Genomic DNA, 22,879 nt, shown 5'->3' with positions numbered 1-22,879 from the left:
CGCCGCCTCCGAGGTGACGGCCTGGCGCACCCGACAGGATTCGAACCTGTGACCTCTGCCTTCGGAGGGCAGCGCTCTATCCCGCTAGCCAATAGAACATACAGAGAACATAGGATTGCATCTGGGAAGGATCATGACATTATGTCCCAATCTCTCCCAGCAGCTGATTCGAGGTTCTGATGTCCGAGTTTAATGACCTGCTCCGCCAAAGTGGACTGACAAGAGAGGAGGCCGCTGAAGAATTGGGCGTTTCGGCGCGTACGGTCAGACGGTATGAGGCGGGTGAGACGCAGGCAAGGCCTCGGGATCTGCGGGTATTAAAAACCCTTGTCGCAGTGGGCGCGAGACCGTTCGCCAAGCCGATAGCTGCCCCCTTCCGGTTCATCGATCTGTTTGCAGGCATTGGCGGATTGCGCCTCGGCTTCGAAAGCATAGGCGGCAGATGCGTCTTCACGTCAGAGTGGGACCAAAACGCGCGCGCGACCTATTCCCTGAATTTCCGAGACAATCACGAACTTGGCGGGGATATTCGGGAGTACTCCAAAGACCCCAGTAAAATCCCGGAACATGACGTGCTCCTTGCAGGCTTCCCGTGTCAGCCTTTTAGCATTGCTGGCGTTTCAAAGAAAAATTCGTTGAATCGGCCTCATGGGTTTTTATGCGACACTCAAGGAACATTGTTTTTCGATGCTGCACAAATTATAGCCAGCCATCGACCGGCAGCATTTGTTCTTGAGAATGTTAAAAACCTTGAAAGCCATGATGGGGGGACAACGTTCCGAACTATCATCAATGTGCTTGAAAATGAGCTCGGTTATCACGTTCAGCATCGTGTGATCAGCTCCGACCCTTGGGTTCCACAAAAGCGTGAGCGAATTTTCATCGTGGGCTTCCGGGAACCCTCCGAGTTTGACTTCGATAGTCTCAAAGTACCGGAGGCCAAGACCGGGCCGAAGCTTAAGGATATCCTCCAACCCCATGATGAGGTGAACTCAAAGTATACGCTGACACCTCGTCTCTGGCAGTACCTCCAGGACTACAAGGCAAAACATCAGGCTAAAGGCAATGGGTTCGGCTACAGCCTGTTTGGACCGGAGGACGTTGCTCGCACCCTGTCGGCTAGGTATTATAAGGATGGATCCGAAGTGCTGATTCAACAGCCGGGAGACAGGCCGCGTCGCCTTACCCCGCTGGAGTGCGCCCGGCTCATGGGCTTTGACAGGGGCGATCGGCGTTGGCGGATAGAGGTTTCCGATACCCAGGCATATCGCCAGTTTGGAAACGCAGTTGTGGTTCCCGTCGTGGAGTTCATAGCAAAGGCAATTGAACCTCATATTCGCGAGGCAATCGGGAAGCTTGGCCAGGCTGACCGCGAGCTATATATTGTGCCAACTGTCACGCGCCCGGATCGTAGTGCTGCAGCCTAATGCCGGACATAGTTTCCCCGGATGTCCGCAGTCGGATGATGGCAGGTATCCGCGGCACAAATACCAAGCCTGAGCTGACCTTGCGCCGAGCATTACATGCTGCTGGGTTCCGGTATCGGTTGCATGATCGCTCCCTCCCCGGAAAGCCTGACATTGTTTTTCCTCGGTATCAGGCGGTACTGTTTGCTCATGGCTGCTTCTGGCATGGGCATGACTGCCACCTGTTTCGCATGCCATCTACTCGCCCTGAGTTTTGGTCAGAGAAAATCGCGCGGAATCGTGAGGTAGACAAAAGGGCGGATGACGAATTGAGCCGCGCGGGCTGGCGGATTGGTATTGTTTGGGAATGCAGCATGAAGGGCCGCACGCGTCGAGACATCGCTGAGGTAACAGGCCTGTGTGTCGACTGGCTGCGCAGCAGCGACCAGCGGCTTGAAATACGAGGCGTCTGAATGGCTATACGGCGGGGACTGCTCTCCGAGTACTTCCAAGGTGTGGCCGTCAAGCGGCTGGCAGCTGTTGATGCCAACCCGGAGTCTTCCAATCAACATGAAGTCACAGGGTCGGAGCCGCTTCTGAGAATTCTCGGTGGCGAAGACCGCAAATTCCCCAATGGTGGAGCCGACAATCGCTTTTCTGCTACCTACATCTGGCTTGGAGGAGAGCAGGAAGCGTTGTCCGAAGTGGGCTTTCTGTCTTGGTACGATTCTCGCAGGAATCAACCAAAGCGAAGTGCCGAATGGCGGCTTTACTATCAGAGCAATGCCGTCACCGAACTGATGAAGTCTGGTGATGTCCTGTTTCTGGCTCGGAGACATGATAGCCATATTCTGTTCATCGTAACGCCTGACGGTAGCACTATCAGAAACCAGCTGCTTTGGCTCTTCGGTCTGGACGAACAGATAGGCACGAAGTTCGAATCGCAGGGTATTGGCGAAGGCAACGATTCGGAACTGGATTTTGCCGCTAGGTACATCCTAGATGAGCTTGGCATTGAACTGGAAGAAAAGGAGGCCGACAAGCTGGACGGCCTCATAGAAAAATTCGGATTGAAGTTTCCGACCACCAGCGTTCTCTCAGGCTTGGCACGTTCGTCACTCACAGGGGTCAACGCAGCGGACGACCCGGACGACGCGCTGCTCTTGTGGATGGAACGCGAGGAACAGCTTTTCCGGCGACTTGAGCGGCGAGTTGTTGCCGAGCGCATCGGGCAGGGTTTCATGCTGGATGACGGTGCCGACGTTGATGGTTTCATCGCGTTTTCCCTCAGCGTTCAGAATCGCAGGAAAGCTCGTGCCGGAGCTGCGCTGGAAAATCACATCGCCGCGGTGCTTGAGGCGAACAGGATTAGATTCGCGCACGGAGTCGAAACGGAGAACAGAAACAAGCCAGACTTCCTGTTTCCTGGGCACGCTGAATATCGGGATTCTGCCTTCCCTGTAACACGCCTGACCATGCTTGGCTCCAAGTCCACGGTGAAAGACCGCTGGCGACAGGTCCTCTCGGAAGCCGCCCGGATTGAGCAAAAGCACCTCCTCACGTTGGAGCCAAGTGTCTCCGAGAATCAGACGGATGAGATGCGTGCGAAGCTGCTGCAGCTTGTTGTACCAAGGAAGTTGCATCAAACCTACAGACCGACACAGCAGACATGGCTTATGGACCTATCGGCATTTATCGAGTTAGTCGGCCATCGGCAGCATTAATAGGCTACGGCTAGGATCTGGCAGAGTTCTTCCTTCCTTGCGGCGACGTCTATCGCGAGCCGACGGCCGTGACTTATGACGCTGGAATAATTCGCCGAACTCGCGCGGTGCCAGCAAAACTTTGAGGGTAGAATGTCATTTGCGACAATTTCGGACATAAGAAAATATCTCAATAGATGCATATCGAGCCTGAATACGAACAAGCTTTATGGAATGAAAGCAGAGGCCGAATTCAGGACCTATATCGGCTCGATTGGAGCATCGGAGAGGGTTTCGCCCGGCGGATGGATTTTTCGTCAGAAAGGTGAAACGGATTTCGGAAGCAACACCGTGGCTGTCTTCCCTCACAAGGTCCAACTAGCTCGCAATTATTCTACCGCTCCGTCACGGGTCGATATACCGCTCACACTCCACACGATCTGTGCGACTATGCATCAAATTGGGATCAAGAGCTATTACGCTCATCCGTACGCCGGACCAAAGACGAAGCTCGAAAACGTCGAATGGAGGTTTATTCAATTAGGTGTGCCGTGGCGTACAGACTTTGATAGCGTCGAGAATGTCTTTTCCAAATTCTCCCCGCGAACGCGGGCATACAACTATCTTCGGTACAACACCGATGTTTCGTCTCTTACCGATGACGATGCAATTATCCAATTTTCGCACGAGAACCTCCGAATCTTCGTAGAGGATCGCTTTAGGGCCGAGACCTCAGACATTGATGGAATTGTATGGGGGGAGCGGTATACCTATCCGATAGAGATTAAGGAAAAGGTCCCCGCGAACGACCGAGATATTGGGGACTGGTTTGGACTCGATACGGGTCCATTTGTGAAACTGGCACATTACGCCGCCCGGCGTGGAAACTTACACTCCCTATTCATCGTGCGTGAGATCGAGGAGGACAAAGACAGAACTTTTCGGCGATGGCTTTTCGCCGATTTCGACCAACTCGCTCAGCGTGCATCGTGGGTGCCAAGAAGCGGAGGGCGCAGTATGGGCGGGGGTCGAAGTATGGTCGTGCGCATTCCAAGAAGTGCTTTTCGCGAACTGGACGCGGCTTCCTTTGCCGGAATCTGATCTTGCAGCAGCGCTGAGGATAGACTGCCGAAATTGCGCTGTTGTGAGCTAAGCCAGATAACGACCATGACAAGGTTGGAAAAATATTGGCGCACCCGACAAGATTCGAACTTGTGACCTCTGCCTTCGGAGGGCAGCGCTCTATCCAGCTGAGCTACGGGTGCTTGTCAGAACGGCGATCCAAACCACGGACCGAGCCAATCAGCCAAACCTTCATAGCTGAAGTGCGAGTGAGCTTCAACGAGCAAATGATGGCTCGATTGGAAACGTAAGGCTTGTGACTCGCATGCTAAAGCGGACAGCAAGGTCCGGCCTCTCGGCCGGATTCGGGATGAGGTAAAAATAAGCCATTGCACATCGGCACGGCTTCCAAATGTAATGGGGTCCTGTTTAGCCATACGATGCTAGAGCTTGACGGGCGTCAAAGAAAAATATGCGATTGAGGTACGATTCGATATGAGGGGGACTAAATGAAACAGATAGCCGGGACCATCTTCCTATCGCATGCCAGCGAAGACAAAAAGACCGTCGAGCAAGTGTACAAGCGCCTAGACGCATCCGCAACGTTTTATGACGTAAAAACTATCATGCCAGGGCAAGAGAGTCTGGCTGCAATGAAGTCTGGCGTCGCCTTGGCCTCCGTATTTGTTCTGTTTCACTCTCCAAATTCGAACAAGCCATGGGTGCAGCTTGAGCAAAACCTCGCTGAAATTGAAGCGATCAGGCGAACTAACCTCAAGGTGTTGGTTTGCCCGATCGGAGGCGCGAATTTTCATTCCCTGCCAGATTGGATGAAGGCCTTCATGACTACCACGGAGTCGTTCCGGCCGAGCGACATCACCAGAGCGATCATCTACCTTCAGAACCAGTCCATTGAGGAACAGACCGGGTCGCGCCAGGTCTTTGTGGGGCGAGAAGCACTCTTGCGCGCAATTGAGCTCGACGTAATCTCGGCGCCGTCTCGGCATGGGACCGCTCTTCAGCACATAATAATGACAGGGCTCCCCGGAATGGGGCGCTCAACGATTGCCCGCGCGGTGTCGGATACGGCATTTCAAGGGATGCGTCCGGCTGGGCCTGTATTTGAATTACCCGATATGGCGGAAGCCGTCGATGTGTTCCTTCGCCTCAAAGAAGACCTAGACGGCATAATGACCCAAGACGAAGTAGCACGTCAGATCAAAATATTCAAAGAAATTTCTACCAAAGAGCAAGTTACATTTATACTGGAATCCCTATCTCACTGGGCGGAAACGAATCAGCCCGTGATATTGAAGACGAGATGGGGAATGCGTGACAGGACACGTCAGCTGAAGCCTTGGCTTGTTGAGCTTTTCGAGCGATCTCGTGCGATACGCAATTTGCGAGTGTTGTACGTTTCGGAGCGCAAATTGCCCCCAGAAGAGTTATCTGCGATGGCAAATGTTGCACAATACGACGTTCCACAATTAACTTCGTCAGATACGGTATATATTCTAAGTAAAAAAGTAGACGGTCGGTACTTTGACCCGAACTTTGCGGAAAGAATTGCCGGAAAGGTGTTTGGTCATGCGTCAACGGCGAATCACGTGGCTTATCTTGTAAATAGTGGAATGAATATGGAGAGTCTTCAATCAAATCCGGATCCTATATTTGCATTCCAAGACAAGACTCTTGAAGCAATATTCAGTAGTGGTGCGCTATCAAAACCAAAAATGGACATACTTCGCTTGTTGGGGTGGTTTCCGAGGTTGTCAATTGATGTGATAGATAAGGTAATGGTTCAGTATAAAAAGAAGGATCTCGTCTTGGATTTTTGGGATCTTTCGGAATATTCTCTTGTCTACCAAGCTGACTCCGGGTTGTATCATGTGCCGGAGGTGGTTTCTGCTAAGATCAAGAGATCATATGGAGAAGATGACAGGAAGTTGTTTGAGAAGGTCGCTGTTATTATAAAAGAACACATCGAAGTAGCTGGGCTGAGGTCAGATCTGGTAGACGCCTTTCTGATATCGATTGTTGAGACCGAAGGTAAGATACCAGAAGAACTAAACGCAGTTGTCACTAGCTCTTCGTTGTTATCTCTTGTATCGGAGCAGTATACGGTAGCGCGCGGGTTACAGGGAAATTCGAAGGATAATTATGAACGCATATACAGAGCATCGAAGTTGGCTTTTTCTATGAATACGTCTGATGATGCAGTCGAGCAGATATTGTTCACAGGTGGGGATAGCGCTATCAGAATTGGAATTTATCCGGAGGATATCATTCAATTTATGCAGAAGAAAGCGCTGCCGTCTGTTTACTATCTTCTCGGAAGCTATAGCTTCTACGTAAAGAAAGACCATGAGGCCGCCGAAAAAAATCTGCGCACCGCGTTGTCGTTAAAGCACTTTAGAATCCGAACGTCTCGGCTGTTAGCAAAATGCTTGATTCGAGAGCAGAAATTTTGGCAAGCAAACGAAGTCCTGGACGGCCTCTCAGAACGTCAGCTGATGAGGGATTCAAGTCTGATTGTACTCAAGGTCAGGGCGCTCCGCGGGATGCGCCAGAATCGGGATGCGGACGATTTCGAGAAGCGACTCCAGACGATTACAGACGAGTATGGCGACGTCTCACTTTACAAAGCGGGCCGCGCCATGCGCGACGGAGATCTCAAAGCGGCCCGCGAGCACGTAGAAGATGCGCGGCGTGCACCGAAGGCTAATCGCCTAAGTGTGATGTTACTGGATTGCGCGCTTGCTATTGAAAACGGGGATGCATCCCTGCTGCCCCAAGCGGTAGAAATGGCTATAGCAGCAGGTCGGGAAGTGGACGCTTGGCAATTACAAGCTAGGATGGCCTTGGTCGAACGCAATTGGGATTTGGCAATCGAGACCATAAACAAGATACCTAGGAAAGATTTCTTTGACCTTGCAATTGAAGCGCAAGCCTTACAGCTTAAAAAGAGAGACCAAGATGTTCGGCGTAACCCGGTAGCCCTAAAGCAGATTGAAGAGCGAGAGGAGGAGATTGTTAGACTTTCTGTTAGTTCTATCGAGGGATTTCGAGATGCCTAGATTGTACTTTCAGCTGCCACTGCAACAGGCGGGGCCGTATGGTGCTTCAGCAGGCGAAATTCTCATGCGCCTCGGTGCGCATGAGCGCGCTGCAAAGAATCTCACCCCTCCACCTTCGCCACCCTCCTGCGCACCCGGCGCGTGGTGCGCTTCGCCTTCTTCGCACCCGTCAGCTCGTGCATCGCGTCCAGCTGCATCTGCTGCATTTCGGCCAGCCGCGTCCATTGGCGCGAGATCAAATAGTCGAGTTTTTCGTGCAGATGGCGCACTTCCAGCTCGGCTTTCAGGTTCACCCGGTAGTCGTTGAAGGAGCGCAGGCGGTCCTTGGCCTCCGTCCGTCTCTGGCTCATCATGATGATCGGCGCCTGGATGGCGGCGATGCAGGAGAGCAGCAGGTTGAGCAGGATGAAGGGGTAGGGGTCGAAGGCGCTGCTCATGCCTGCGACCAGGTTGATGCCGATCCAGATGGCAAGCACGCTGGCGAACGAGATCAGGAACCACCAGCTGCCGCCGAAGGCCGCCATATTGTCGGAGACGCGGTCGGCGAACGACCTGTGCTCCTCGAACTCCTCTTCCGAGTTTTCCGAAATCGTGTCCTGCCTGGCGATCGATTCGACCACCTGGCGGTCGAGCTCGGAGAATTCGCCATGCTCCTGCTGCAGCAGTTCCTCCATGTAGCGCATGCGGTAGCGGCCGAGCTCCTCGCGGCTGATGCGGGCGCCGCGCGGCAGGTCGGGATGGTCGGAGCGGATGCGGTCGGCAAGGCTCGGCCTGAGGTCGTCGATGCGCACCAGGTCGCGCTTGCGGAATTTTCTACCTGATATCGCCGACGGTTTCCGCTTCGGCTTCAGGCGCCCAGGTTCGGCGGGTTCGGTATCAGGCACCTCGGGCGCTTCGAGCGCCTCGTCGGCAACCAGCTCGGCTTCGTGGGGCGCCTCGAAATACTCGCCGCCGCTGTCGTTTTCGTTGGCGGCCTGTTCGGAAGGTTTTGGGACGGTGCTCATGATGCCGGCTCCTGCTGTCGCGGTGTGCTCACGTTACGCCAAGGGGGCGCGGCATAGCCACTGTTGCGGTGAAGATTGGCGGCCTGTGCAAGCGGTTGTGATGACTGGGTCGCCAGCGCGCGCGCCGGCTGGCGCCATGGTCATTGGCGGCTGGCCCCATCATGGCCCTGTGGTGGGCCGGGCCGGGCGCTTATATCCAGATCAGTCCTGACAATGTCGCATGGAGCGCCAGGGTCGGGCTGCCGCCATCAGGGGCATTGGATCGCCCCACAACAGGGGTTGTCGCCATGTACAAACATATCCTGATCGCCACCGACGGTTCGGAACTCGCCGCCAAGGGCGTCGCCCACGGCCTCGAACTGGCCAAGGGCCTCGCTGCCGCTGTCACCTTCGTCAACGTCTCCGAGCCGTTTCCGGCACTGGCCTGGGGCGGCGCAATGGCCGGCTATGTCGCCGCCGAAGAGCTGGTCAATTACGAGGAAAACGCCCGCAAATATGGCCGTGAGGTGCTGGACAAGTGCAAGGCCCGGGCCGACGCGCTCGGCGTGCGTGCAAAGACCTTGTACATCGAGAACAGGACGCCGGCGGAGGCCATCCTCGACGTCTCCCGCTCCGAGGCCTGCGACCTCATCGTCATGGCCTCGCATGGCCGCCGCGGACTGGGCAGGCTGGTGCTGGGCAGCCAGACCGCGGAAGTCGTGTCGCTGACGGAGATCCCGGTGCTGGTGGTGCGGTAGGGGCAGTCCTTGCGACGCGCTACTGCGGCGGCAAGCCAGGCAACTGCGACCCAGTCGCCGGCAAACCAGGTTGCGGCAAGCCTGGGAGCATAGAGCCGGGGAGCGGCGACGCGGCCGGCTGGTCTCCCGCAAACATCAGCCGCGTCTTCGCATCGGCCATCGCTGGCGACAGGCTGCGCTGGATCAGCGCTTCGACATGGTCGTTGCGCTGGCGGGCGCTGTCGGCGCCCATCACCACCACGATCAGATGTCGGCCGTCGGCATTGTAGGAGGTGACGATGTTGTAGCCGGAGGCCCTGATATAGCCGGTCTTGATGCCGTCGACGCCGCGCACCCGGCCCAGCATGTCGTTGTGGCCCCGTACCAGCCGTCCGCGGAACATGAAATCGCTCTCGGAGAAATAGTGGAACTGCTGCGGGAAGCGGGCGCGCAGCGCCAAGCCCAGCACCGCCATGTCGCGCGCCGTTGTGTATTGGCCGGCGTCGGGCAGGCCGCAGGCGTTTTGGAAATTGGTGCTGGTCATGCCGAGCTGGCGCGCCTTTGATGTCATCATGGCGGCGAACTGGTCCTCCGAGCCGCCGAGATATTCCCCGACCGCCACCGCCACGTCGTTGGCCGATTTCACCACCATCGCCCGGATCGCCGAATCGACATCGATGCTCTCGCCGCGCCTGAAGCGCAGTTTGGTCGGCGGCTGCCGGGCGGCGTGGTCCGAGACAGGAATTTGCGTCTCCTTGCTGACACGGCCGGACTCCAGCGCCTCGAACAGCAGATAGAGCGTCATCATCTTGGTCAGCGACGCCGGATAGCGCTGCGCCGTCGAGCTGACCTCGAACAAGGTCTTGCCGCTGCTGGCATCGATGACGATGGCCGCATATTTCTCCTGCGGCGCCGGCACCGCCAGCACGCTGTCGGGCGGCGCCGTGGTGCTGCAGCCGGCAACGAAGACGAGCAGCGCCAAGGCGGCGACAAATCTCTGGGCGAGGGCGGGGAAATGGAAATCGGGCAAGGCAAGTCCGGCGTTGCTGAGAGGGCCGGAACCTAGCCTAACCCATTGCCTTCGTCCATTTGGTTAACGGCGCCGGCAAGGGATTACAGGGGATTCGCTGCGCATCACTCGCTCACAAGAAACCCCCTCACCCGGATTGCCAACCGAATTGCGAAGGGCAATTCGGGGCAATCCGACCTCTCCCCGAGGGGAGAGGAGGGGGCAGGCGATGGTGTTCGTCTCTTCTCCCCTCGGGGAGAAGGTGGCCGCGAAGCGGTCGGATGAGGGGGCCTTGTGCCGTGCGCAAGGAGTCTGCCCGCCCCGAAATCGCCCGTTTCCTGTCCTGTTTTGCCGACGGGGTTGCGCTGCTACACTGCGCGCGGCAATTGCTTTGGGGGGTTTGACATGACGACCGGTGACATCGGCGCGGCTGCGCCATCTCTTATCAGGGCTTCGCTCAGCCGCACCGGCAAATGGGCCGGCAGCGTCGCCTTCATCGGTGGTGCTGCTTCCGACATTCTCAATCCGCTGGCGCCGTTCGCCGCCTATATCGCGCTGGTCGCCTCGGTTGCCGCCGCCATCATCGCCATTGCCATTGTTCTGCGACTGGTGCTGGCCGCCAAGGCGCTGCCGGCGCTGATCTTTGCCACGACTGCGGCTGCCGTTGCTGGCGGCGTCTACGGCCTGCAGCAGCAGACCAATTCACAGAATGGGATCATCGCCGGCCTGGTGCCGGCCATCGCGCAACTGCAGCAGCAGATGGGCATCGTCTCGGCCAAGGTGGCCAAAATCGAGCAGACCGTCACGCAGACCCAGCAGACGGTCGACCAGGTCAAGCAATCGACCGACGCGGTAGCGAAAAAGACCGAGGAGATTGCGTCGAACCAGCAGCAGCAGACCGAACAGGGCGCGCAGACGCAAAAGGCAGTCGATCAGGTCAAGCAGACCACCGAAACGCTCGCTGCCGGCCAGCAGAAACAGGCCGAGCAGGCCGACAAGCTGCAGGCGACCACCGAGCAGATCGCCGCCTCGATCGACACCATCGCCAAGGGCTTTGCCGCACTGGCAGCGCAAGGCGGCGCGATCGCCGAGCCGAAGCGGCCGGATGAATTCTACCACAATGCCCGCGTCTACGAGCTGTCCGGCGACATGCTCAATGCGCGCCGCTCCTATCTCGCCTTTGCCGGCTTCGACGTCGACGCCGTCGACCCCTACACCCGCTTTGCCACGCTGTTGCGCGTGCAGGACGGCAAGGCGGGTGCGCGCGAAGTGTTCGGCCAGTTGGCCGACAAGGGCAAGGCGCTGTCGATCAAGCTGGTCCATATCCTGCAGTTCGACGACACCCAGCGTCTCGACAAGCTTAACGCCTTCATCGCGGCCAATCCGGATTTCGCGCCGGCCTATTACCTCTTGGCGCAGGAGTTTTCCGAGGATCGCCTCGGCGCCCAGTCGCTGTCCGACAAGCGCGGCGAGGCCGAGGCGCTGACCAAATTCGTCTCCTACGAAAAGGATGGTGGGCTGCTCAAATATTTCGTCGACCAGAGGGCGCTTGCCGACTGGCTCGACCACAGCCGCAGCCGGCTAACGGCCCTTGGCGACGTGCTCGACCCCGCCCGTTTTGCCCCGTCGCTGACGCCGATGCGCTCCAATGCCGGCTGGACAATTTCCATCTCGTTGCCCGAGGCGGCGACCGGCATTTCCTGGCGTTTGGGCGAGTCCGGTCCGTTCACCGACACCGGGCTGATGGCGATGAACGACCAGCGCACCGGCAAGCCGATGCCCAATCCGAGCTTCGAACTGCCCGACAGCACCGCAGCCACCATCATCGGGGTAAAATATCTCGATCTCAGGGGCCGCGAGACCGGGCCGTTCAACATAAGTTTCGATCCGGAAGCCGCACTCCAGCAGGGCAACAAGCAGATCCTCGACCAGTTCTGGACCTCGTGGATCGCCTTCGACGCCAGCGGCAATCACGGCCTGGTCTATTTCTCGCAGATGCTGTCATACCGTTGCGGCATCAAGGAGGTGCGCTACAGCCTGAACGGCACCGCGCTCGACAAGGAGATCAAGCTGCCGCCTTGCGACAAGAAGGATCCCTACGCCATCCCCTATGACTACCAGCCCTACTTCAACGTCGCCGACAGCGTGACCTCGATGGCGGTGCAGGTCACCTACACCGACGGCACCAAGTCGCCGGTGCGGGAATACAAGCGGCAGTAGGGGGCGGGGCCGGTCTTGGTCTATATGCCTTCCCGTTCCGACCGTTTGCGCTGCCCCTCATTGCCCTGCCGGGCGTTCGTCATTCGAAAAGCCAAGCAGTTGGCTTTTCGTCCGCTTCGCGGACCATTCCTCAACTCCCCGTATAGTGACGGGGAGAAAGGGGCTGGCCGCAACGCCGGCGCCCTTCTTGCAGCGCTGGTGATTGGCGAAAGTGGCGACGAAAGCGTCCCTCTCCCCGTCACTATACGGGGAGAGGATGCCGGCAGGCAGGTGAGGGGCGGCGCCGACCTTTGACAACCTTGGCGCCCTCCAGGACGGCAGCGAACTGGTCTGATGCAAAATGCCGGAAGCTGCGCTTGCGCAAGCTGCGCAGAGCGGGTTTGTTCGCTGCCATCAGAATCAGCAGGTGCATGGATGGATACGGTCACGATCAAGGCAAAAGGCATCTCGGTCACGGTCGACCTCACCGTCGGCCATATCGCCGACATGACCGTCGACAGCGATGGCCGCCAGCCGAAACCGTTGCACCGCGCGCCCTGGATCGACGCCGGCGAGACGCTGCCGCCGGACCTGCCCGAGGGTACCGTGCGGCTTTCCGGCGATTTCCTGTGCGCGCCGTTTTCGGCCAGCGACATCGAGGCAGCACCCTTGCACGGCTGGCCGGCCAACAGCGGTTGGGATGTCGTTGCCAGCGAAGCGACATCCGATGGCTGGCGGGCCATCTTCCGGCTGCGCCGCCAGGTCATGGGCGCCTCGGTCGACAAGATCTTTACGCTTCGGGACGGCCATCCCTTCCTCTACCAGGAGCATGTCTTTTCCGGCGGGTCGGGCGCGGTGTCCGCCGCCCACCATCCGATGACGGCGATGCGCGACGGCGGCCGGCTGGCCTTTTCGCCCAAGCGCTTTGCCGCAACGCTGGACACACCGTTAGAGCCCGATCCGGCCCGCGGCCGCTTCAAGCTTGCCTATCCCGCGCGCACCACCGATCTGACGCGCTTTCCGGCCACCGGCGGCGGCACGCTCGATCTCACCGACTACCGCATGGAGGATCAGCGCGAGGATTTCATCACCATGGTTGAGGCCGATCATGGCGGTCCGGGCTGGACGGCGCTGGCGCGCCGGGCCGAACAGGACCTGGTGCTGGTGTTGAAGAACCCGGCCGAACTCCCGGTCACCATGCTGTGGTTCAGCAATGGCGGCCGCGACTACGCGCCGTGGAGCGGCCGCCATCGCGGCGTGCTCGGCATCGAGGACGGCCGCGCCGCCGTCGGCCATGCCGCCTCGGTCGGCGACAACTGGCTGAAGCGCGAAGGCGTGGCGACCGCCTTTGCGCTCGGCGGCGAAGTCTCCTTCCGCCATGTCATCGGCGCGCTGCCGCAGGCTAATGGCGAGCCGCCGCGCGATATCGCGACAACATCAGGTCACATGCGTCTCACCGGAGCCGATGGTTCGCCCCGCGACGTCGCCTTCGACAGCGAGTTCCTGCGTATCGGCAAGCACGGCTGATTTTCGAACGCTAGCGCTGCCCCTCACCTGCCTGCCGGCATCCTCTCCCCGTATAGTGACGGGGAGAGGGGTGATGTCGCCGACGGTTTCGCTATCTTCGACATTGCAACAAATGCGCGAGGTCGCGGCCAGCCCCTTCTCCCCGTCACTATACGGGGAGAAGGCCCCGGCAGGGGGATGAGGGGCGGCGCTGACCTGGACCGGTGGCTGTTGGCCAGACGACCCAAATCCCGGTTTGAAATTTCCACCAACAGCCGCCAAGATGCGGCTGAAACCATCCGGCTGCAAAAGAGGCTCTCATGTCCGAAATCGCCCACCTCGCCGCCACCATCTTCAAGCGCGCCGGCAAGGCGAAGCGCTTCATCGTCGCCATTGCCGGCCCGCCCGGCGCCGGCAAGTCGATGCTGTCGGCCGGCCTGCATGATCTGTTGCCGGAAGGCGCCTCGGAAGTCGTGCCGATGGACGGGTTTCATTATGACGACATCGTGCTCAACCAGCGCGGCCTGCGGCCAAGAAAAGGCGCTCCCGAAACCTTCGATTTCGCCGGCTTTGAGGCGCTGTTGAAGCGCATCCGTTCGGGCGAGCCCGACATCGCCATTCCGGTGTTCGACCGCAGCATGGAATTGTCGCGCGCCGCGGCGTCCATCATTGCCGCCGAGGCCAAGTTCATCCTGGTCGAGGGCAATTACCTGCTGCTCGACGAGGAGCCGTGGTCGCGGCTGGCGCCTTTGTTCGACTTCACCATCTTTGTCGATGTGCCGCGCGCCGAACTCGAGCGTCGCCTGCTGGTGCGCTGGCACGAACACGGCCGTTCGGACGAAGACGCACGCGCCTGGATCGCCTCCAACGACATGCCCAACATCGACCGCGTGCTTGGCCGGCGAAGGTCCGCCGACCTTGTTGTGGGCGATCCCGCTTAATTCTCAGGATTTCCGAACGGGAACCTTAAGACTTTCAGGTCGTTATCGCTGACGAGGCAACTTAGCCACAGAGGGATTTCGTCCGATGGCAACCAAAGCAAGAAAACCCGCAGCCGCCAAATCCAGGGCAACGCCAGCCAAGGCCACCCAGGCAAAAGCAGGCGCCGGCCCGGCAATTGCGGCGCGCTCCAAGGATACAAAGCCGGCTTTCGGCAAGGCGGCACCGAAGAAGGTGGTGCCCGGCGTAGCGGCCAAGGTGGCGGCAAAGCCTGCCAAGGCCAAGAAGCCGGCAGGCAGCGGCAGCCCGGTGGGCACCATGCGCAATGTAGCCAACGTTGCCGCCGGCGCGGTTGTCGCCACGGCCAGAGGCGCTGCATCGCTCGCCTCGTCTGTCATGGGCAGAGGCGGCTCCAAGGCCAAAGCCAAGGCAAAGTAGCTCGGCTCGTCAGCCTCTGGCTGGAATGGTCAGGCCGCGTTGCACCGCGGGCCGCGCCAGGCCGCGCTCCAGCCATGCCGCAACGGTGGGGAAATCGTCGAAACCGACGAGTTCGCGCGCCTCGTAGAAGCCGATCAGATTGCGCACCCAGCCCAGCATCGAAATGTCGGCGATGGTAAAATCGTTGTCCATGATCCAGCTGCGGCCTTTCAGCCTCGTTTCGAGCACGCCGATCAGCCGCCGCGATTCGTTGCGGTAGCGATCCAGCGGCCGCTTGTCGGCGATCTCGCGTCCGGCGAATTTGTTGAAAAACCCGACCTGTCCGAAGATCGGCCCGATCGCCGCCATCTGGAAGAACACCCACTGGATGGTTTCGTAGCGCCGCACCGGATCGGCCGCGATCAGCTTGCCGGTCTTGTCGGTGAGGTAGAGCAGGATGGCACCGGATTCGAACAGGCCAAACGGCTTGCCGCCCGGGCCATTGGGATCGATGATGGCCGGAATCTTGCCGTTCGGGTTCAGCGACAGGAATTCCGGCGTCCAGCTCTGGTCCTTGCCGATGTCCACCAGATGCGCCTCGTAGGGCAGGCCGAGTTCTTCCAGCGCGATCGACACTTTCACCCCGTTCGGCGTCGTCGCCGAATAGAGTTGCAGGCGATCGGGATGGCTGGCCGGCCAACGCTTGGTGATCGGAAAAGCGGACAGGTCGGTCATCGAAAGCTCCGGTCGGGAATTTGGCGCGTCGCGCCGTTTGGCGGGTTGCGAAGGATTATCCGCCACCTGTTTGCCGATTAACCGGCCGGCGGTGCACACACCGTGTTACCAGCGATTCACGGCCAGCCGCCCGCCGTCAGACCGACTTGAACGCAATCACGGCATTGGTGCCGCCAAAGGCAAAACCGTTGCTGATTGCCGCCCGCACCTTGCGCTCGCGCGCCACATTGGGCGTGACGTCGAGATCGCAATCGGGGTCGGCCTGCCGGAAATTGGCCGTCGGCGGCACGATGCCTTCGCGGATCGCCATCACGCAGGCGATCATCTCCAGGCCGCCCGAGGCGCCGAGGCAATGGGCATGCATCGACTTGGTCGACGACACCGAGAGCTTGTAGGCATGGTCGCCAAAGACGCGCTTGATCGCTGCCGTCTCGATCTGGTCGTTGGCCTTGGTGCCGGTGCCGTGGGCGTTGAGATAGTCGACGTCCTCGGGGTTGAGCCCGGCGTCGGCCAGGCAGGCACGCATCGCCGCCGTAGGCCCTTCGACAGTCGGCGCGACGATGTCGGATGCGTCGGCGGAAAGCCCGGCGCCGGCAATTTCGGCCAGAATGTCGGCACCGCGCGCCATGGCGTGTTCGTAGGTTTCCAGTACCGCCATGCCGGCGCCTTCGCCCAGCGACAGGCCCTGGCGGTCGGCCGAGAATGGCCGGCAGGTGTCGGGCGCCAGCACCCGCAGCGCTTCCCAACCCTTTAGAATGCCCCAGACCAGCGGCGCATCGGTGCCGCCGGCGACCATGACGTCGGCACGGCCGAGCCGGATCTGGTCGACCGCCGAGGCGAAGGCGTGATTCGACGACGAACAGGCCGAGGTGACGCCGAACACCGGCCCGCGCAGGCCAAGCACCATGCTGACCTGGCCGGCCGCAGCGCTTGGCATCACTTTCGGTACGGTGAAGATGCCGGCACGGTTCTTGCCGTCGATCAGGATGGCGCGATAGTTCTCCTCGATCGCTTCCCATCCGCAAACGCCGACGCCGACGACGGTGCCCATGCGATACGTGGTGGCTTCATCCGACGTCAGTCCGGCTTGCTGCATGGCTTCGCGCGCGGCAATCGCCGCCAGCAGGCTGAAGCGGTCCATCGACACGGTCTGCTTGTGGCCGATGCCATGGTCCGGCATCGCCTTGATCTCGCAGCCGACCTTGACCTTCAAATCATGCAGCAGCGGGTTGTCGATCTGGCCGATCGCCGAACGTCCGGCGCGCATTTCGTTCCAGATCGCAGGCGCATTGGTGCCAAGCCCGCATATGCCGCCTATGCCGGTAATGACGACTCGCTTGTGCATTCAGGCTTTCTTCGCGATCAGCGCGCGAACAGCCTCGACCATGTCGCCGACATTCTTCAGATTGCTCCAGGCATCGACCGTGTTCATCTCGATCTCGATGCCGTACTGCTCCTCAAGATCGAAGATGATCTCGGTCAGTTCCAGGGAATGAATGCCAAGCGCGGTCAATTCCGTATTGGTGGTGATCTCTTCGCCGCCGGGCTCCGCATGTGCCCTGATCTTGGCGATGATTTCCGTTGCCAGCTCGTCAGCCATTCGTTTCCTTCCCCAATTTTATCATTTCGGGTGCCGATTGGTTGGCGCCCCTGTTGCCTGGACTGAAAATCGCCGTCGCCTTCAAAACCCCGCCAGGCCCGGCATGACCGTTCCAAAGAGGCTCCCTCTATAGAAACGGAAACGCTGTCAAGCAACAAGCTATATCGACAAGCTACATATCGACAAAGCAGCCGGAGTGCTTAACGTTGGAGCGATGGATACGTTGCAACATGGCTTGACCGCGGTGCTGCCGGCCCAGCGCGTCGCTGGTGCGGCCCGGCTTGCATGCGGCGTCAGTGCCGGCCGCACCAGGCTTTCGCGCCTCTATCAGGACGGATCGGCCAAGATCCGCATGCCGGCCGTCGCGGCCGATCCGCTCGAAGCCGTGCTCATCAACACCGCGGGCGGGCTGACTGGCGGTGATCGGCTCGGCTGGGAGATCGATGTCGGGCCAGGTGCCTCCACTTCGATCACCACCCAGGCCTGCGAAAAGATCTATCGCGCCGAAAGCGACCGTGCTGAAGTGCGGGTAAAACTTGAAGTCGGCGCGGGTGGCCGTATTGCCTGGCTGCCGCAGGAAACCATCGTCTTCGACCGCTCGGCCTTTGCCCGCACGCTGGACGTCGATCTTGCCGCAGGCGCCGAGGCATTGCTGCTCGAGGCCACCGTCTTTGGCCGCCTGGCCATGGGCGAACAGGCCGCGCACGGCCATTTCCACGACCGCTGGCGGGTCCGCCGGGACGGCGCGCTCATTCATGCCGAGGATTTCCGCATCGGGCCGGCCATAGCGGCAGCCCTTGGTCGCCCTGCGGTCGCCGGCAGCGCCATTGCGGTGGCGACGCTGCTGATGGTTTCGCCGCAAGCCGAAGCCTTGCTCGAGCCGGCCCGCGACATCATCGGCGCCGACGGCGACGCCAGCGCCTGGAGCGTGAAACAATCTGGCAAGCTTCTTGCGAGGCTGTTTGCCGAGGACGGTTACCAGCTGCGCAAGCGGCTGGTTCCGCTTGTCGAACTGCTCAACGGGCAGGCCGGTCTGCCCAAATTATGGTCACTCTGAACCAAATCCAGGCCAAATCCAGGAAAGCGCATGAACCTTACGCCGCGTGAAAAAGACAAGCTGCTCATCGCCATGGCGGCGATCGTGGCGCGCAAGCGGCTGGAGCGCGGCGTCAAGCTCAATCACCCCGAAGCGATCGCGCTGATCACCGATTTCGTCGTCGAGGGCGCCCGCGACGGCCGCCCGGTCGCCGAACTGATGGAGGCCGGCGCCCATGTCGTCACTCGCGCGCAGGTGATGGAAGGCATCGCCGAGATGATCCACGACGTCCAGGTCGAGGCGACCTTTCCCGACGGCACCAAGCTGGTCACCGTGCACGAACCGATCAGGTGAGGAGGAAACGATGCTCGAACTCAGGCCCAACTGCGAATGCTGCGACAAGGACCTGCCCCCGGAAGCGACGGATGCGCTGATCTGCACCTTCGAATGCACTTTTTGCGCCGACTGCGCTGAAAATGTGCTGGGCGGCGTCTGTCCGAATTGCGGCGGCAATTTTTCCGCCCGCCCAATCCGGCCGGCAGAGAAGCTGAAGAAATATCCGGCCTCGACCAAACGTGTGCTCAAGGCCGAGGGCTGCAAGGCCGCGTGATTGTTACCGTGACTTGGAAGGGAAGACCGATGATCTCTGGCTCAACCAAACGCACCACGCTCGCCGCAATCCTGCTGCTGGCGGCGGCCATGCCCGCCTATGCCCATGTCGGCATCGGCGCCACCTCGTCCTTCACGGCGGGCTTCGCACACCCGCTGTCCGGGCTCGACCACGTGACGGTGATGATCGCCGTCGGCCTGTGGGCCGCGCTCAAGGGTGGCAAGGCGATCTGGACCTGGCCGCTGGTCTTTGTCGGCGTCATGCTGGTCGGCGGCGCGCTCGGCATGCTGCACATGCCGTTGCCTTTCGTCGAACCGGGCACTTTGGCCTCCGTCGTCGCGCTTGGCCTGCTGGTTGCGCTGGCGGTCGACCTGCCGGTCTCGGCCGGCGTCGCCATCATCGGCCTGTTCGCGCTGTTCCATGGCCATGCCCATGGCACGGAAGTGCCGGAAAATGCCGGCGGGCTTGACTATATGGCAGGCTTTGCCGCTGCCACCGTGCTTCTCCATGCCATAGGCATCGCCGCCGGCCTCGGTCTCGGCATGCGCTTTCGCAGCCTTGCCCGTGCCGCCGGCGCGGCGTGTGCTGCGGTCGGCGTTGGCCTGGTCTTCGGCGTTCTGTGAGGCCTGAGATGATCCCCGGCGAAATCATCACCGCAAGCGGCGACATCGAGCTCAACAAGGGCCTGCCGACGGTGACGCTCAAAGTCGCCAACAGCGGCGACCGGCCGATCCAGGTCGGCAGCCACTACCATTTCTTCGAAACCAACGAAGGGCTGAAATTCGATCGCGACAAAGCCCGCGGCATGCGTCTCGACATCGCCGCCGGCACGGCGATGCGCTTCGAGCCGGGCCAGCAGCGCGACGTCACGCTGGTGCCGCTCGGCGGAAAACGCGAGGTCTACGGTTTCCAGCAGAAAATCATGGGCAAGCTGTGAGATCGACAGGGTCGAACGCCCTGAGATCAGTTCGAGGGCCTGGCCGCTGCATAGATGACGATTCCTGTGGGGCCGTCGAATTCGACGGCGAGAACGTCCTCGGCAAGCACGCGCCTGGAATCGATAGCATTGAACAGCAGCGCGTTGGCGTCGATCTCCTTGCGCAATTCCGCAATATCGTCCTGGTGCTGCCTGACCTTGCTCTCGACGGCCGGCGGCGGGCCGCCTTCGGTGCGCGCCGCGTCGGTGAGGAAGACGATATCGACCGTGTCGAGCTTGGATGTCTTGCGTACCGTGCCGATGTTTTCACGCGTCCGCTCGATCGCGGCGATGAGCTTTCCGGTCTCCGTCGTCGTCCGCGCCTCTTCCTGGCGGACATCGGACCCGACGATCCGGTTGACGGTGTCCGCGCTTTCAACGGCCTGCGCGGCGGGCGGTCCATAGGCCGCGAGGAACACGCAAGTCGCTATGGTCTGGAGCCATCTGACGTCGGCAAAGGGAATGGTCGGCATAGATCGCTCCTGGCGAACTTTTCTGCGCAACGCCGTTCGGCGCCAAAGAAGCCAAACGACTCCCGTCCGGCGAAGGTTCCCTCCGCGATAGGGCCGGCGGGCCGGGTATCGGCCCGCCAGGCGCTGTCGTCAGCTCGCCTTCTTGGTGACCAGGGTCAGCGCGCCATTGGTGGTCATGCTGGCGGCGACCACTTGTGCCGAGGTGAGCCCCTTGGCTTCGAGCGCCGACTTGAGCTGCGGTGTCGCATCGATCGAGCTGCGCAGTTTTTGCAGCCCGGCATCGCCGCGCTTGGCGATCACCTGGTTGACCTGCGTCTGGGTGGCCTCAGGCAGCTCGGTGATATCGACGATGTTGACGCTCTGGATCGCCGGCGCCGCCGGCTGAGCGCTGGGTGCGGTTGGTTTCGGTTGCGGCGCCGGCTGCTGCTGGGCGCCGGCTACGGTCGCGGAGGCCAGTATGGCGGCGGCTGCAAGAACGATGACTTTGCGCATGGATTTTCCTTCCATCGAATGGGCCAGGGATCTGGCAAACGGTTGGTTCGGGGTGACACGCCCACCTCAACGGCCAAATGGGATCAGAAGGTGTCGCCGAGCGGGTCATTGCATGACCATTGGATGGCGACCATGTGGAATTCGGCTGAAGCCAGACCGTTTTGAGGAGCATTGACTGATGGCTAGAATCACCCGCGCCGCCTATGCGCAGATGTACGGTCCCACCGTCGGCGACAAGGTGCGGCTTGCCGACACCGAATTGTTCATCGAGGTCGAAAAGGACCTCACCATCCATGGCGAAGAGGTGAAATTCGGCGGCGGCAAGGTCATCCGCGACGGCATGGGCCAGAGCCAGGTGTCGCGCGCCGGCGGCGCGGTCGACACCGTCATCACCAACGCGCTGGTTATCGATGCCACAGCCGGCATCTTCAAGGCCGACATAGGCCTTCGCGACGGGCGCATCGCGGCCATCGGCAAGGCCGGCAATCCCGATACGCAGGACGGCGTCACCATCATCATCGGCCCCGGCACCGAGATCATCGCCGGCGAGGGCAAGATCCTCACCGCCGGCGGCTTCGACGCGCATATCCACTTCATCTGCCCGCAGCAGATCGACGAGGCGCTGATGTCGGGCATCACCACCATGCTTGGCGGCGGCACCGGCCCGGCGCATGGCACGCTGGCCACGACCTGCACGCCCGGGCCGTGGCACATGGCGCGTATGATCCAGTCCTTCGATGCTTTTCCGATGAACATCGGCCTGTCGGGCAAGGGCAATGCCTCGTTGCCGGCGGCGCTTGAGGAAATGGTGCTGGGCGGCGCCTGTTCGCTGAAGCTGCATGAGGACTGGGGCACGACGCCTGCGGCCATCGACTGCTGCCTGTCGGTCGCCGACGACTACGACGTGCAGGTGATGATCCACACCGACACGCTGAACGAATCCGGCTTTGTCGAAAACACCGTCGCGGCGATCAAGGGCCGCACCATCCACGCCTTCCACACCGAAGGCGCCGGCGGCGGCCATGCGCCTGATATCATCAAGGTCTGCGGCCTGCCCAACGTCATCCCGTCCTCGACCAACCCGACCCGGCCCTACACCGTGAACACGCTGGCCGAGCATCTCGACATGCTGATGGTCTGCCACCATCTGTCGCCATCGATCCCCGAGGACATCGCCTTCGCCGAAAGCCGCATCCGCAAGGAAACCATCGCCGCCGAAGACATCCTGCACGACATCGGCGCTTTCTCGATCATCTCGTCCGACAGCCAGGCAATGGGCCGCGTCGGCGAAGTGGCGATCCGCACCTGGCAGACCGCCGACAAGATGAAGCGCCAGCGCGGCTCGCTGCCGCAGGAGACCGGCAACAACGACAATTTCCGCGTTCGCCGCTACATCGCCAAATACACCATCAACCCGGCCATCGCGCATGGCCTGTCCAAGGACATCGGCTCGATCGCGGTCGGTAAACGCGCCGACCTGGTGCTGTGGAACCCGGCCTTCTTCGGTGTCAAGCCGGATATGGTGTTGATCGGCGGCGTGATCGCCGCGGCCCCGATGGGCGATCCCAACGCCTCGATCCCGACGCCGCAGCCCATGCACTATCGCCCAATGTTCGGCGCCTATGGAAAGGCCAGGACCAATTCGTCGGTGACTTTCGTCTCCAAGGCAGCACTGGAGTCGGGCCTGCATGGCCGCCTCGGCGTCGACAAGCAGTTCGTTGCGGTGGAAAACACCCGCGGCGGTATAGGCAAGCACTCGATGGTGCTCAACGACGCTACGCCGCATGTCGAGGTCGACCCGGAGACATACGAAGTGCGCGCCGACGGGGAGTTGCTCACCTGCGAGCCGGCAACCGTGCTGCCGATGGCGCAGCGGTATTTTCTGTTTTAGGGTCGGTGCGCCCGCGAAGCATCGGACC

The 22,879-nt window shown here is 60.5% G+C and carries 23 protein-coding genes and 1 tRNA gene; 16 read left to right on the top strand and 8 right to left on the bottom strand.

Translation table 11 applies throughout. From position 1 onward, the window contains the following. Positions 1-179: 179 nt before the first annotated feature. The 4 genes from dcm to AC04SG_RS17895 all read left to right on the top strand — a co-directional run bounded on the left by dcm (position 180) and on the right by AC04SG_RS17895 (position 4,210). Positions 180-1,427: a DNA (cytosine-5-)-methyltransferase gene (dcm, locus tag AC04SG_RS17910; RefSeq protein WP_488552111.1), complete on the top strand. Its 1,248-nt coding sequence runs from the start codon at positions 180-182 to the stop codon at positions 1,425-1,427. Next, positions 1,427-1,879: a very short patch repair endonuclease gene (locus AC04SG_RS17905; RefSeq protein WP_488552110.1), complete on the top strand. Its 453-nt coding sequence runs from the start codon at positions 1,427-1,429 to the stop codon at positions 1,877-1,879. Before dcm ends, AC04SG_RS17905 begins: the two co-directional genes overlap by 1 nt. Further along, a complete protein-coding gene (locus AC04SG_RS17900) occupies positions 1,880-3,130 on the top strand; it encodes a type II restriction endonuclease (RefSeq protein WP_488552109.1) in 1,251 nt (416 codons plus the stop codon). Positions 3,131-3,262: 132 nt separating this feature from the next. Then, the gene (locus AC04SG_RS17895) at positions 3,263-4,210 is read left to right on the top strand and encodes a hypothetical protein (protein WP_488552108.1); all 948 of its coding nucleotides are present in this window, start codon (positions 3,263-3,265) and stop codon (positions 4,208-4,210) included. An 87-nt stretch (positions 4,211-4,297) separates the two neighbouring features. Here AC04SG_RS17895 and AC04SG_RS17890 read toward each other — a convergent pair. Beyond that, positions 4,298-4,374, bottom strand: a tRNA-Arg gene (locus AC04SG_RS17890). Positions 4,375-4,680: 306 nt separating this feature from the next. Between AC04SG_RS17890 and AC04SG_RS17885 the strand changes: the two genes are divergently transcribed. Then, on the top strand, positions 4,681-7,248 hold the full coding sequence (locus tag AC04SG_RS17885; RefSeq protein ID WP_488552107.1) for a TIR domain-containing protein: 2,568 nt from the start codon (positions 4,681-4,683) through the stop codon (positions 7,246-7,248). A gap of 101 nt (positions 7,249-7,349) precedes the next feature. On the opposite strand, the gene AC04SG_RS17880 is transcribed toward AC04SG_RS17885, so the two are convergent. Next, complete coding sequence (locus tag AC04SG_RS17880) at positions 7,350-8,252, bottom strand: DUF1003 domain-containing protein (RefSeq protein ID WP_488552106.1); 903 nt, start codon at positions 8,250-8,252, stop codon at positions 7,350-7,352. Between the two features lie 287 nt (positions 8,253-8,539). Here AC04SG_RS17880 and AC04SG_RS17875 point away from each other — a divergent pair, with 287 nt between their 5' ends. Then, positions 8,540-8,989 (top strand): universal stress protein, encoded by a 450-nt coding sequence (locus tag AC04SG_RS17875; protein WP_488552105.1) that lies wholly within the window; start codon positions 8,540-8,542, stop codon positions 8,987-8,989. Between the two features lie 19 nt (positions 8,990-9,008). Here AC04SG_RS17875 and AC04SG_RS17870 read toward each other — a convergent pair whose 3' ends face one another. Then, positions 9,009-9,998 carry a D-alanyl-D-alanine carboxypeptidase family protein gene (locus AC04SG_RS17870; protein WP_488552104.1) on the bottom strand — a complete coding sequence of 330 codons (990 nt, stop codon included), beginning with the start codon at positions 9,996-9,998 and terminating at the stop codon, positions 9,009-9,011. Positions 9,999-10,382: 384 nt separating this feature from the next. Here AC04SG_RS17870 and AC04SG_RS17865 point away from each other — a divergent pair, with 384 nt between their 5' ends. The 4 genes from AC04SG_RS17865 (at position 10,383) to AC04SG_RS17850 (ending at position 15,059) form a co-directional block, all read left to right on the top strand. Continuing rightward, the gene (locus tag AC04SG_RS17865; RefSeq protein ID WP_488552103.1) at positions 10,383-12,197 is read left to right on the top strand and encodes a methyl-accepting chemotaxis protein; all 1,815 of its coding nucleotides are present in this window, start codon (positions 10,383-10,385) and stop codon (positions 12,195-12,197) included. A 414-nt stretch (positions 12,198-12,611) separates the two neighbouring features. After that, entirely contained in the window at positions 12,612-13,703 is a 1,092-nt protein-coding gene (locus tag AC04SG_RS17860) for a hypothetical protein (RefSeq protein ID WP_488552102.1), read from the top strand. Positions 13,704-14,002: 299 nt separating this feature from the next. After that, positions 14,003-14,623: a nucleoside triphosphate hydrolase gene (locus tag AC04SG_RS17855; protein WP_488552101.1), complete on the top strand. Its 621-nt coding sequence runs from the start codon at positions 14,003-14,005 to the stop codon at positions 14,621-14,623. An 85-nt stretch (positions 14,624-14,708) separates the two neighbouring features. Then, positions 14,709-15,059 carry a hypothetical protein gene (locus AC04SG_RS17850; protein ID WP_488552100.1) on the top strand — a complete coding sequence of 117 codons (351 nt, stop codon included), beginning with the start codon at positions 14,709-14,711 and terminating at the stop codon, positions 15,057-15,059. Between the two features lie 9 nt (positions 15,060-15,068). Here the strand turns inward: AC04SG_RS17850 and AC04SG_RS17845 are convergent, their stop codons facing one another. From AC04SG_RS17845 to AC04SG_RS17835, 3 genes are all read right to left on the bottom strand, one after another. Continuing rightward, positions 15,069-15,773 carry a glutathione S-transferase family protein gene (locus tag AC04SG_RS17845; RefSeq protein ID WP_488552099.1) on the bottom strand — a complete coding sequence of 235 codons (705 nt, stop codon included), beginning with the start codon at positions 15,771-15,773 and terminating at the stop codon, positions 15,069-15,071. 136 nt (positions 15,774-15,909) lie between these two features. After that, the gene (locus AC04SG_RS17840) at positions 15,910-17,118 is read right to left on the bottom strand and encodes a beta-ketoacyl-[acyl-carrier-protein] synthase family protein (protein WP_352582682.1); all 1,209 of its coding nucleotides are present in this window, start codon (positions 17,116-17,118) and stop codon (positions 15,910-15,912) included. Beyond that, complete coding sequence (locus AC04SG_RS17835; protein WP_023671226.1) at positions 17,119-17,373, bottom strand: acyl carrier protein; 255 nt, start codon at positions 17,371-17,373, stop codon at positions 17,119-17,121. Between the two features lie 214 nt (positions 17,374-17,587). On the opposite strand from AC04SG_RS17835, the gene AC04SG_RS17830 reads away from it, so the two are divergent. From AC04SG_RS17830 to AC04SG_RS17810, 5 genes are read left to right on the top strand one after another with little or no spacing between them, the layout of a single operon-like run. Next, a complete protein-coding gene (locus tag AC04SG_RS17830; RefSeq protein WP_488552098.1) occupies positions 17,588-18,430 on the top strand; it encodes an urease accessory protein UreD in 843 nt (280 codons plus the stop codon). 30 nt (positions 18,431-18,460) lie between these two features. Beyond that, positions 18,461-18,763 carry an urease subunit gamma gene (locus tag AC04SG_RS17825; RefSeq protein WP_023693076.1) on the top strand — a complete coding sequence of 101 codons (303 nt, stop codon included), beginning with the start codon at positions 18,461-18,463 and terminating at the stop codon, positions 18,761-18,763. A 10-nt stretch (positions 18,764-18,773) separates the two neighbouring features. Beyond that, complete coding sequence (locus tag AC04SG_RS17820) at positions 18,774-19,019, top strand: DUF1272 domain-containing protein (RefSeq protein ID WP_112559981.1); 246 nt, start codon at positions 18,774-18,776, stop codon at positions 19,017-19,019. Between the two features lie 29 nt (positions 19,020-19,048). Then, on the top strand, positions 19,049-19,642 hold the full coding sequence (locus AC04SG_RS17815; RefSeq protein WP_488552097.1) for a HupE/UreJ family protein: 594 nt from the start codon (positions 19,049-19,051) through the stop codon (positions 19,640-19,642). Between the two features lie 8 nt (positions 19,643-19,650). Then, the gene (locus tag AC04SG_RS17810) at positions 19,651-19,956 is read left to right on the top strand and encodes an urease subunit beta (protein ID WP_352582676.1); all 306 of its coding nucleotides are present in this window, start codon (positions 19,651-19,653) and stop codon (positions 19,954-19,956) included. A gap of 26 nt (positions 19,957-19,982) precedes the next feature. Here the strand turns inward: AC04SG_RS17810 and AC04SG_RS17805 are convergent, their stop codons facing one another. Both AC04SG_RS17805 and AC04SG_RS17800 read right to left on the bottom strand, forming a co-directional pair. Continuing rightward, positions 19,983-20,468, bottom strand: coding sequence for a hypothetical protein (locus AC04SG_RS17805; RefSeq protein ID WP_488552096.1), 486 nt, complete (start codon positions 20,466-20,468; stop codon positions 19,983-19,985). 129 nt (positions 20,469-20,597) lie between these two features. After that, on the bottom strand, positions 20,598-20,960 hold the full coding sequence (locus AC04SG_RS17800) for a hypothetical protein (protein ID WP_352561969.1): 363 nt from the start codon (positions 20,958-20,960) through the stop codon (positions 20,598-20,600). A 178-nt stretch (positions 20,961-21,138) separates the two neighbouring features. Here AC04SG_RS17800 and ureC point away from each other — a divergent pair, with 178 nt between their 5' ends. Further along, positions 21,139-22,851 (top strand): urease subunit alpha, encoded by a 1,713-nt coding sequence (gene ureC / locus AC04SG_RS17795; RefSeq protein WP_488552095.1) that lies wholly within the window; start codon positions 21,139-21,141, stop codon positions 22,849-22,851. Positions 22,852-22,879: the final 28 nt, after the last annotated feature.

The sequence above is a fragment of the Mesorhizobium sp. CNPSo 4684 genome, assembly GCF_057784315.1.
This window is presented reverse-complemented; position numbering and strand designations above follow the sequence as displayed.

Coding starts and splice junctions, on each gene's coding strand:
- AC04SG_RS17895 (WP_488552108.1), top strand. CDS start 3,263: ATGTCATTTGCGACAATTTCGGACATAAGAAAATATCTCAATAGATGC.
- dcm (WP_488552111.1), top strand. CDS start 180: ATGTCCGAGTTTAATGACCTGCTCCGCCAAAGTGGACTGACAAGAGAG.
- AC04SG_RS17830 (WP_488552098.1), top strand. CDS start 17,588: ATGGATACGTTGCAACATGGCTTGACCGCGGTGCTGCCGGCCCAGCGC.
- AC04SG_RS17880 (WP_488552106.1), bottom strand. CDS start 8,252: ATGAGCACCGTCCCAAAACCTTCCGAACAGGCCGCCAACGAAAACGAC.
- AC04SG_RS17825 (WP_023693076.1), top strand. CDS start 18,461: ATGAACCTTACGCCGCGTGAAAAAGACAAGCTGCTCATCGCCATGGCG.
- AC04SG_RS17905 (WP_488552110.1), top strand. CDS start 1,427: ATGCCGGACATAGTTTCCCCGGATGTCCGCAGTCGGATGATGGCAGGT.
- AC04SG_RS17865 (WP_488552103.1), top strand. CDS start 10,383: ATGACGACCGGTGACATCGGCGCGGCTGCGCCATCTCTTATCAGGGCT.
- AC04SG_RS17810 (WP_352582676.1), top strand. CDS start 19,651: ATGATCCCCGGCGAAATCATCACCGCAAGCGGCGACATCGAGCTCAAC.
- AC04SG_RS17875 (WP_488552105.1), top strand. CDS start 8,540: ATGTACAAACATATCCTGATCGCCACCGACGGTTCGGAACTCGCCGCC.
- AC04SG_RS17820 (WP_112559981.1), top strand. CDS start 18,774: ATGCTCGAACTCAGGCCCAACTGCGAATGCTGCGACAAGGACCTGCCC.
- AC04SG_RS17800 (WP_352561969.1), bottom strand. CDS start 20,960: ATGCGCAAAGTCATCGTTCTTGCAGCCGCCGCCATACTGGCCTCCGCG.
- AC04SG_RS17805 (WP_488552096.1), bottom strand. CDS start 20,468: ATGCCGACCATTCCCTTTGCCGACGTCAGATGGCTCCAGACCATAGCG.
- ureC (WP_488552095.1), top strand. CDS start 21,139: ATGGCTAGAATCACCCGCGCCGCCTATGCGCAGATGTACGGTCCCACC.
- AC04SG_RS17850 (WP_488552100.1), top strand. CDS start 14,709: ATGGCAACCAAAGCAAGAAAACCCGCAGCCGCCAAATCCAGGGCAACG.
- AC04SG_RS17845 (WP_488552099.1), bottom strand. CDS start 15,773: ATGACCGACCTGTCCGCTTTTCCGATCACCAAGCGTTGGCCGGCCAGC.
- AC04SG_RS17885 (WP_488552107.1), top strand. CDS start 4,681: ATGAAACAGATAGCCGGGACCATCTTCCTATCGCATGCCAGCGAAGAC.
- AC04SG_RS17840 (WP_352582682.1), bottom strand. CDS start 17,118: ATGCACAAGCGAGTCGTCATTACCGGCATAGGCGGCATATGCGGGCTT.
- AC04SG_RS17860 (WP_488552102.1), top strand. CDS start 12,612: ATGGATACGGTCACGATCAAGGCAAAAGGCATCTCGGTCACGGTCGAC.
- AC04SG_RS17815 (WP_488552097.1), top strand. CDS start 19,049: ATGATCTCTGGCTCAACCAAACGCACCACGCTCGCCGCAATCCTGCTG.
- AC04SG_RS17900 (WP_488552109.1), top strand. CDS start 1,880: ATGGCTATACGGCGGGGACTGCTCTCCGAGTACTTCCAAGGTGTGGCC.
- AC04SG_RS17855 (WP_488552101.1), top strand. CDS start 14,003: ATGTCCGAAATCGCCCACCTCGCCGCCACCATCTTCAAGCGCGCCGGC.
- AC04SG_RS17835 (WP_023671226.1), bottom strand. CDS start 17,373: ATGGCTGACGAGCTGGCAACGGAAATCATCGCCAAGATCAGGGCACAT.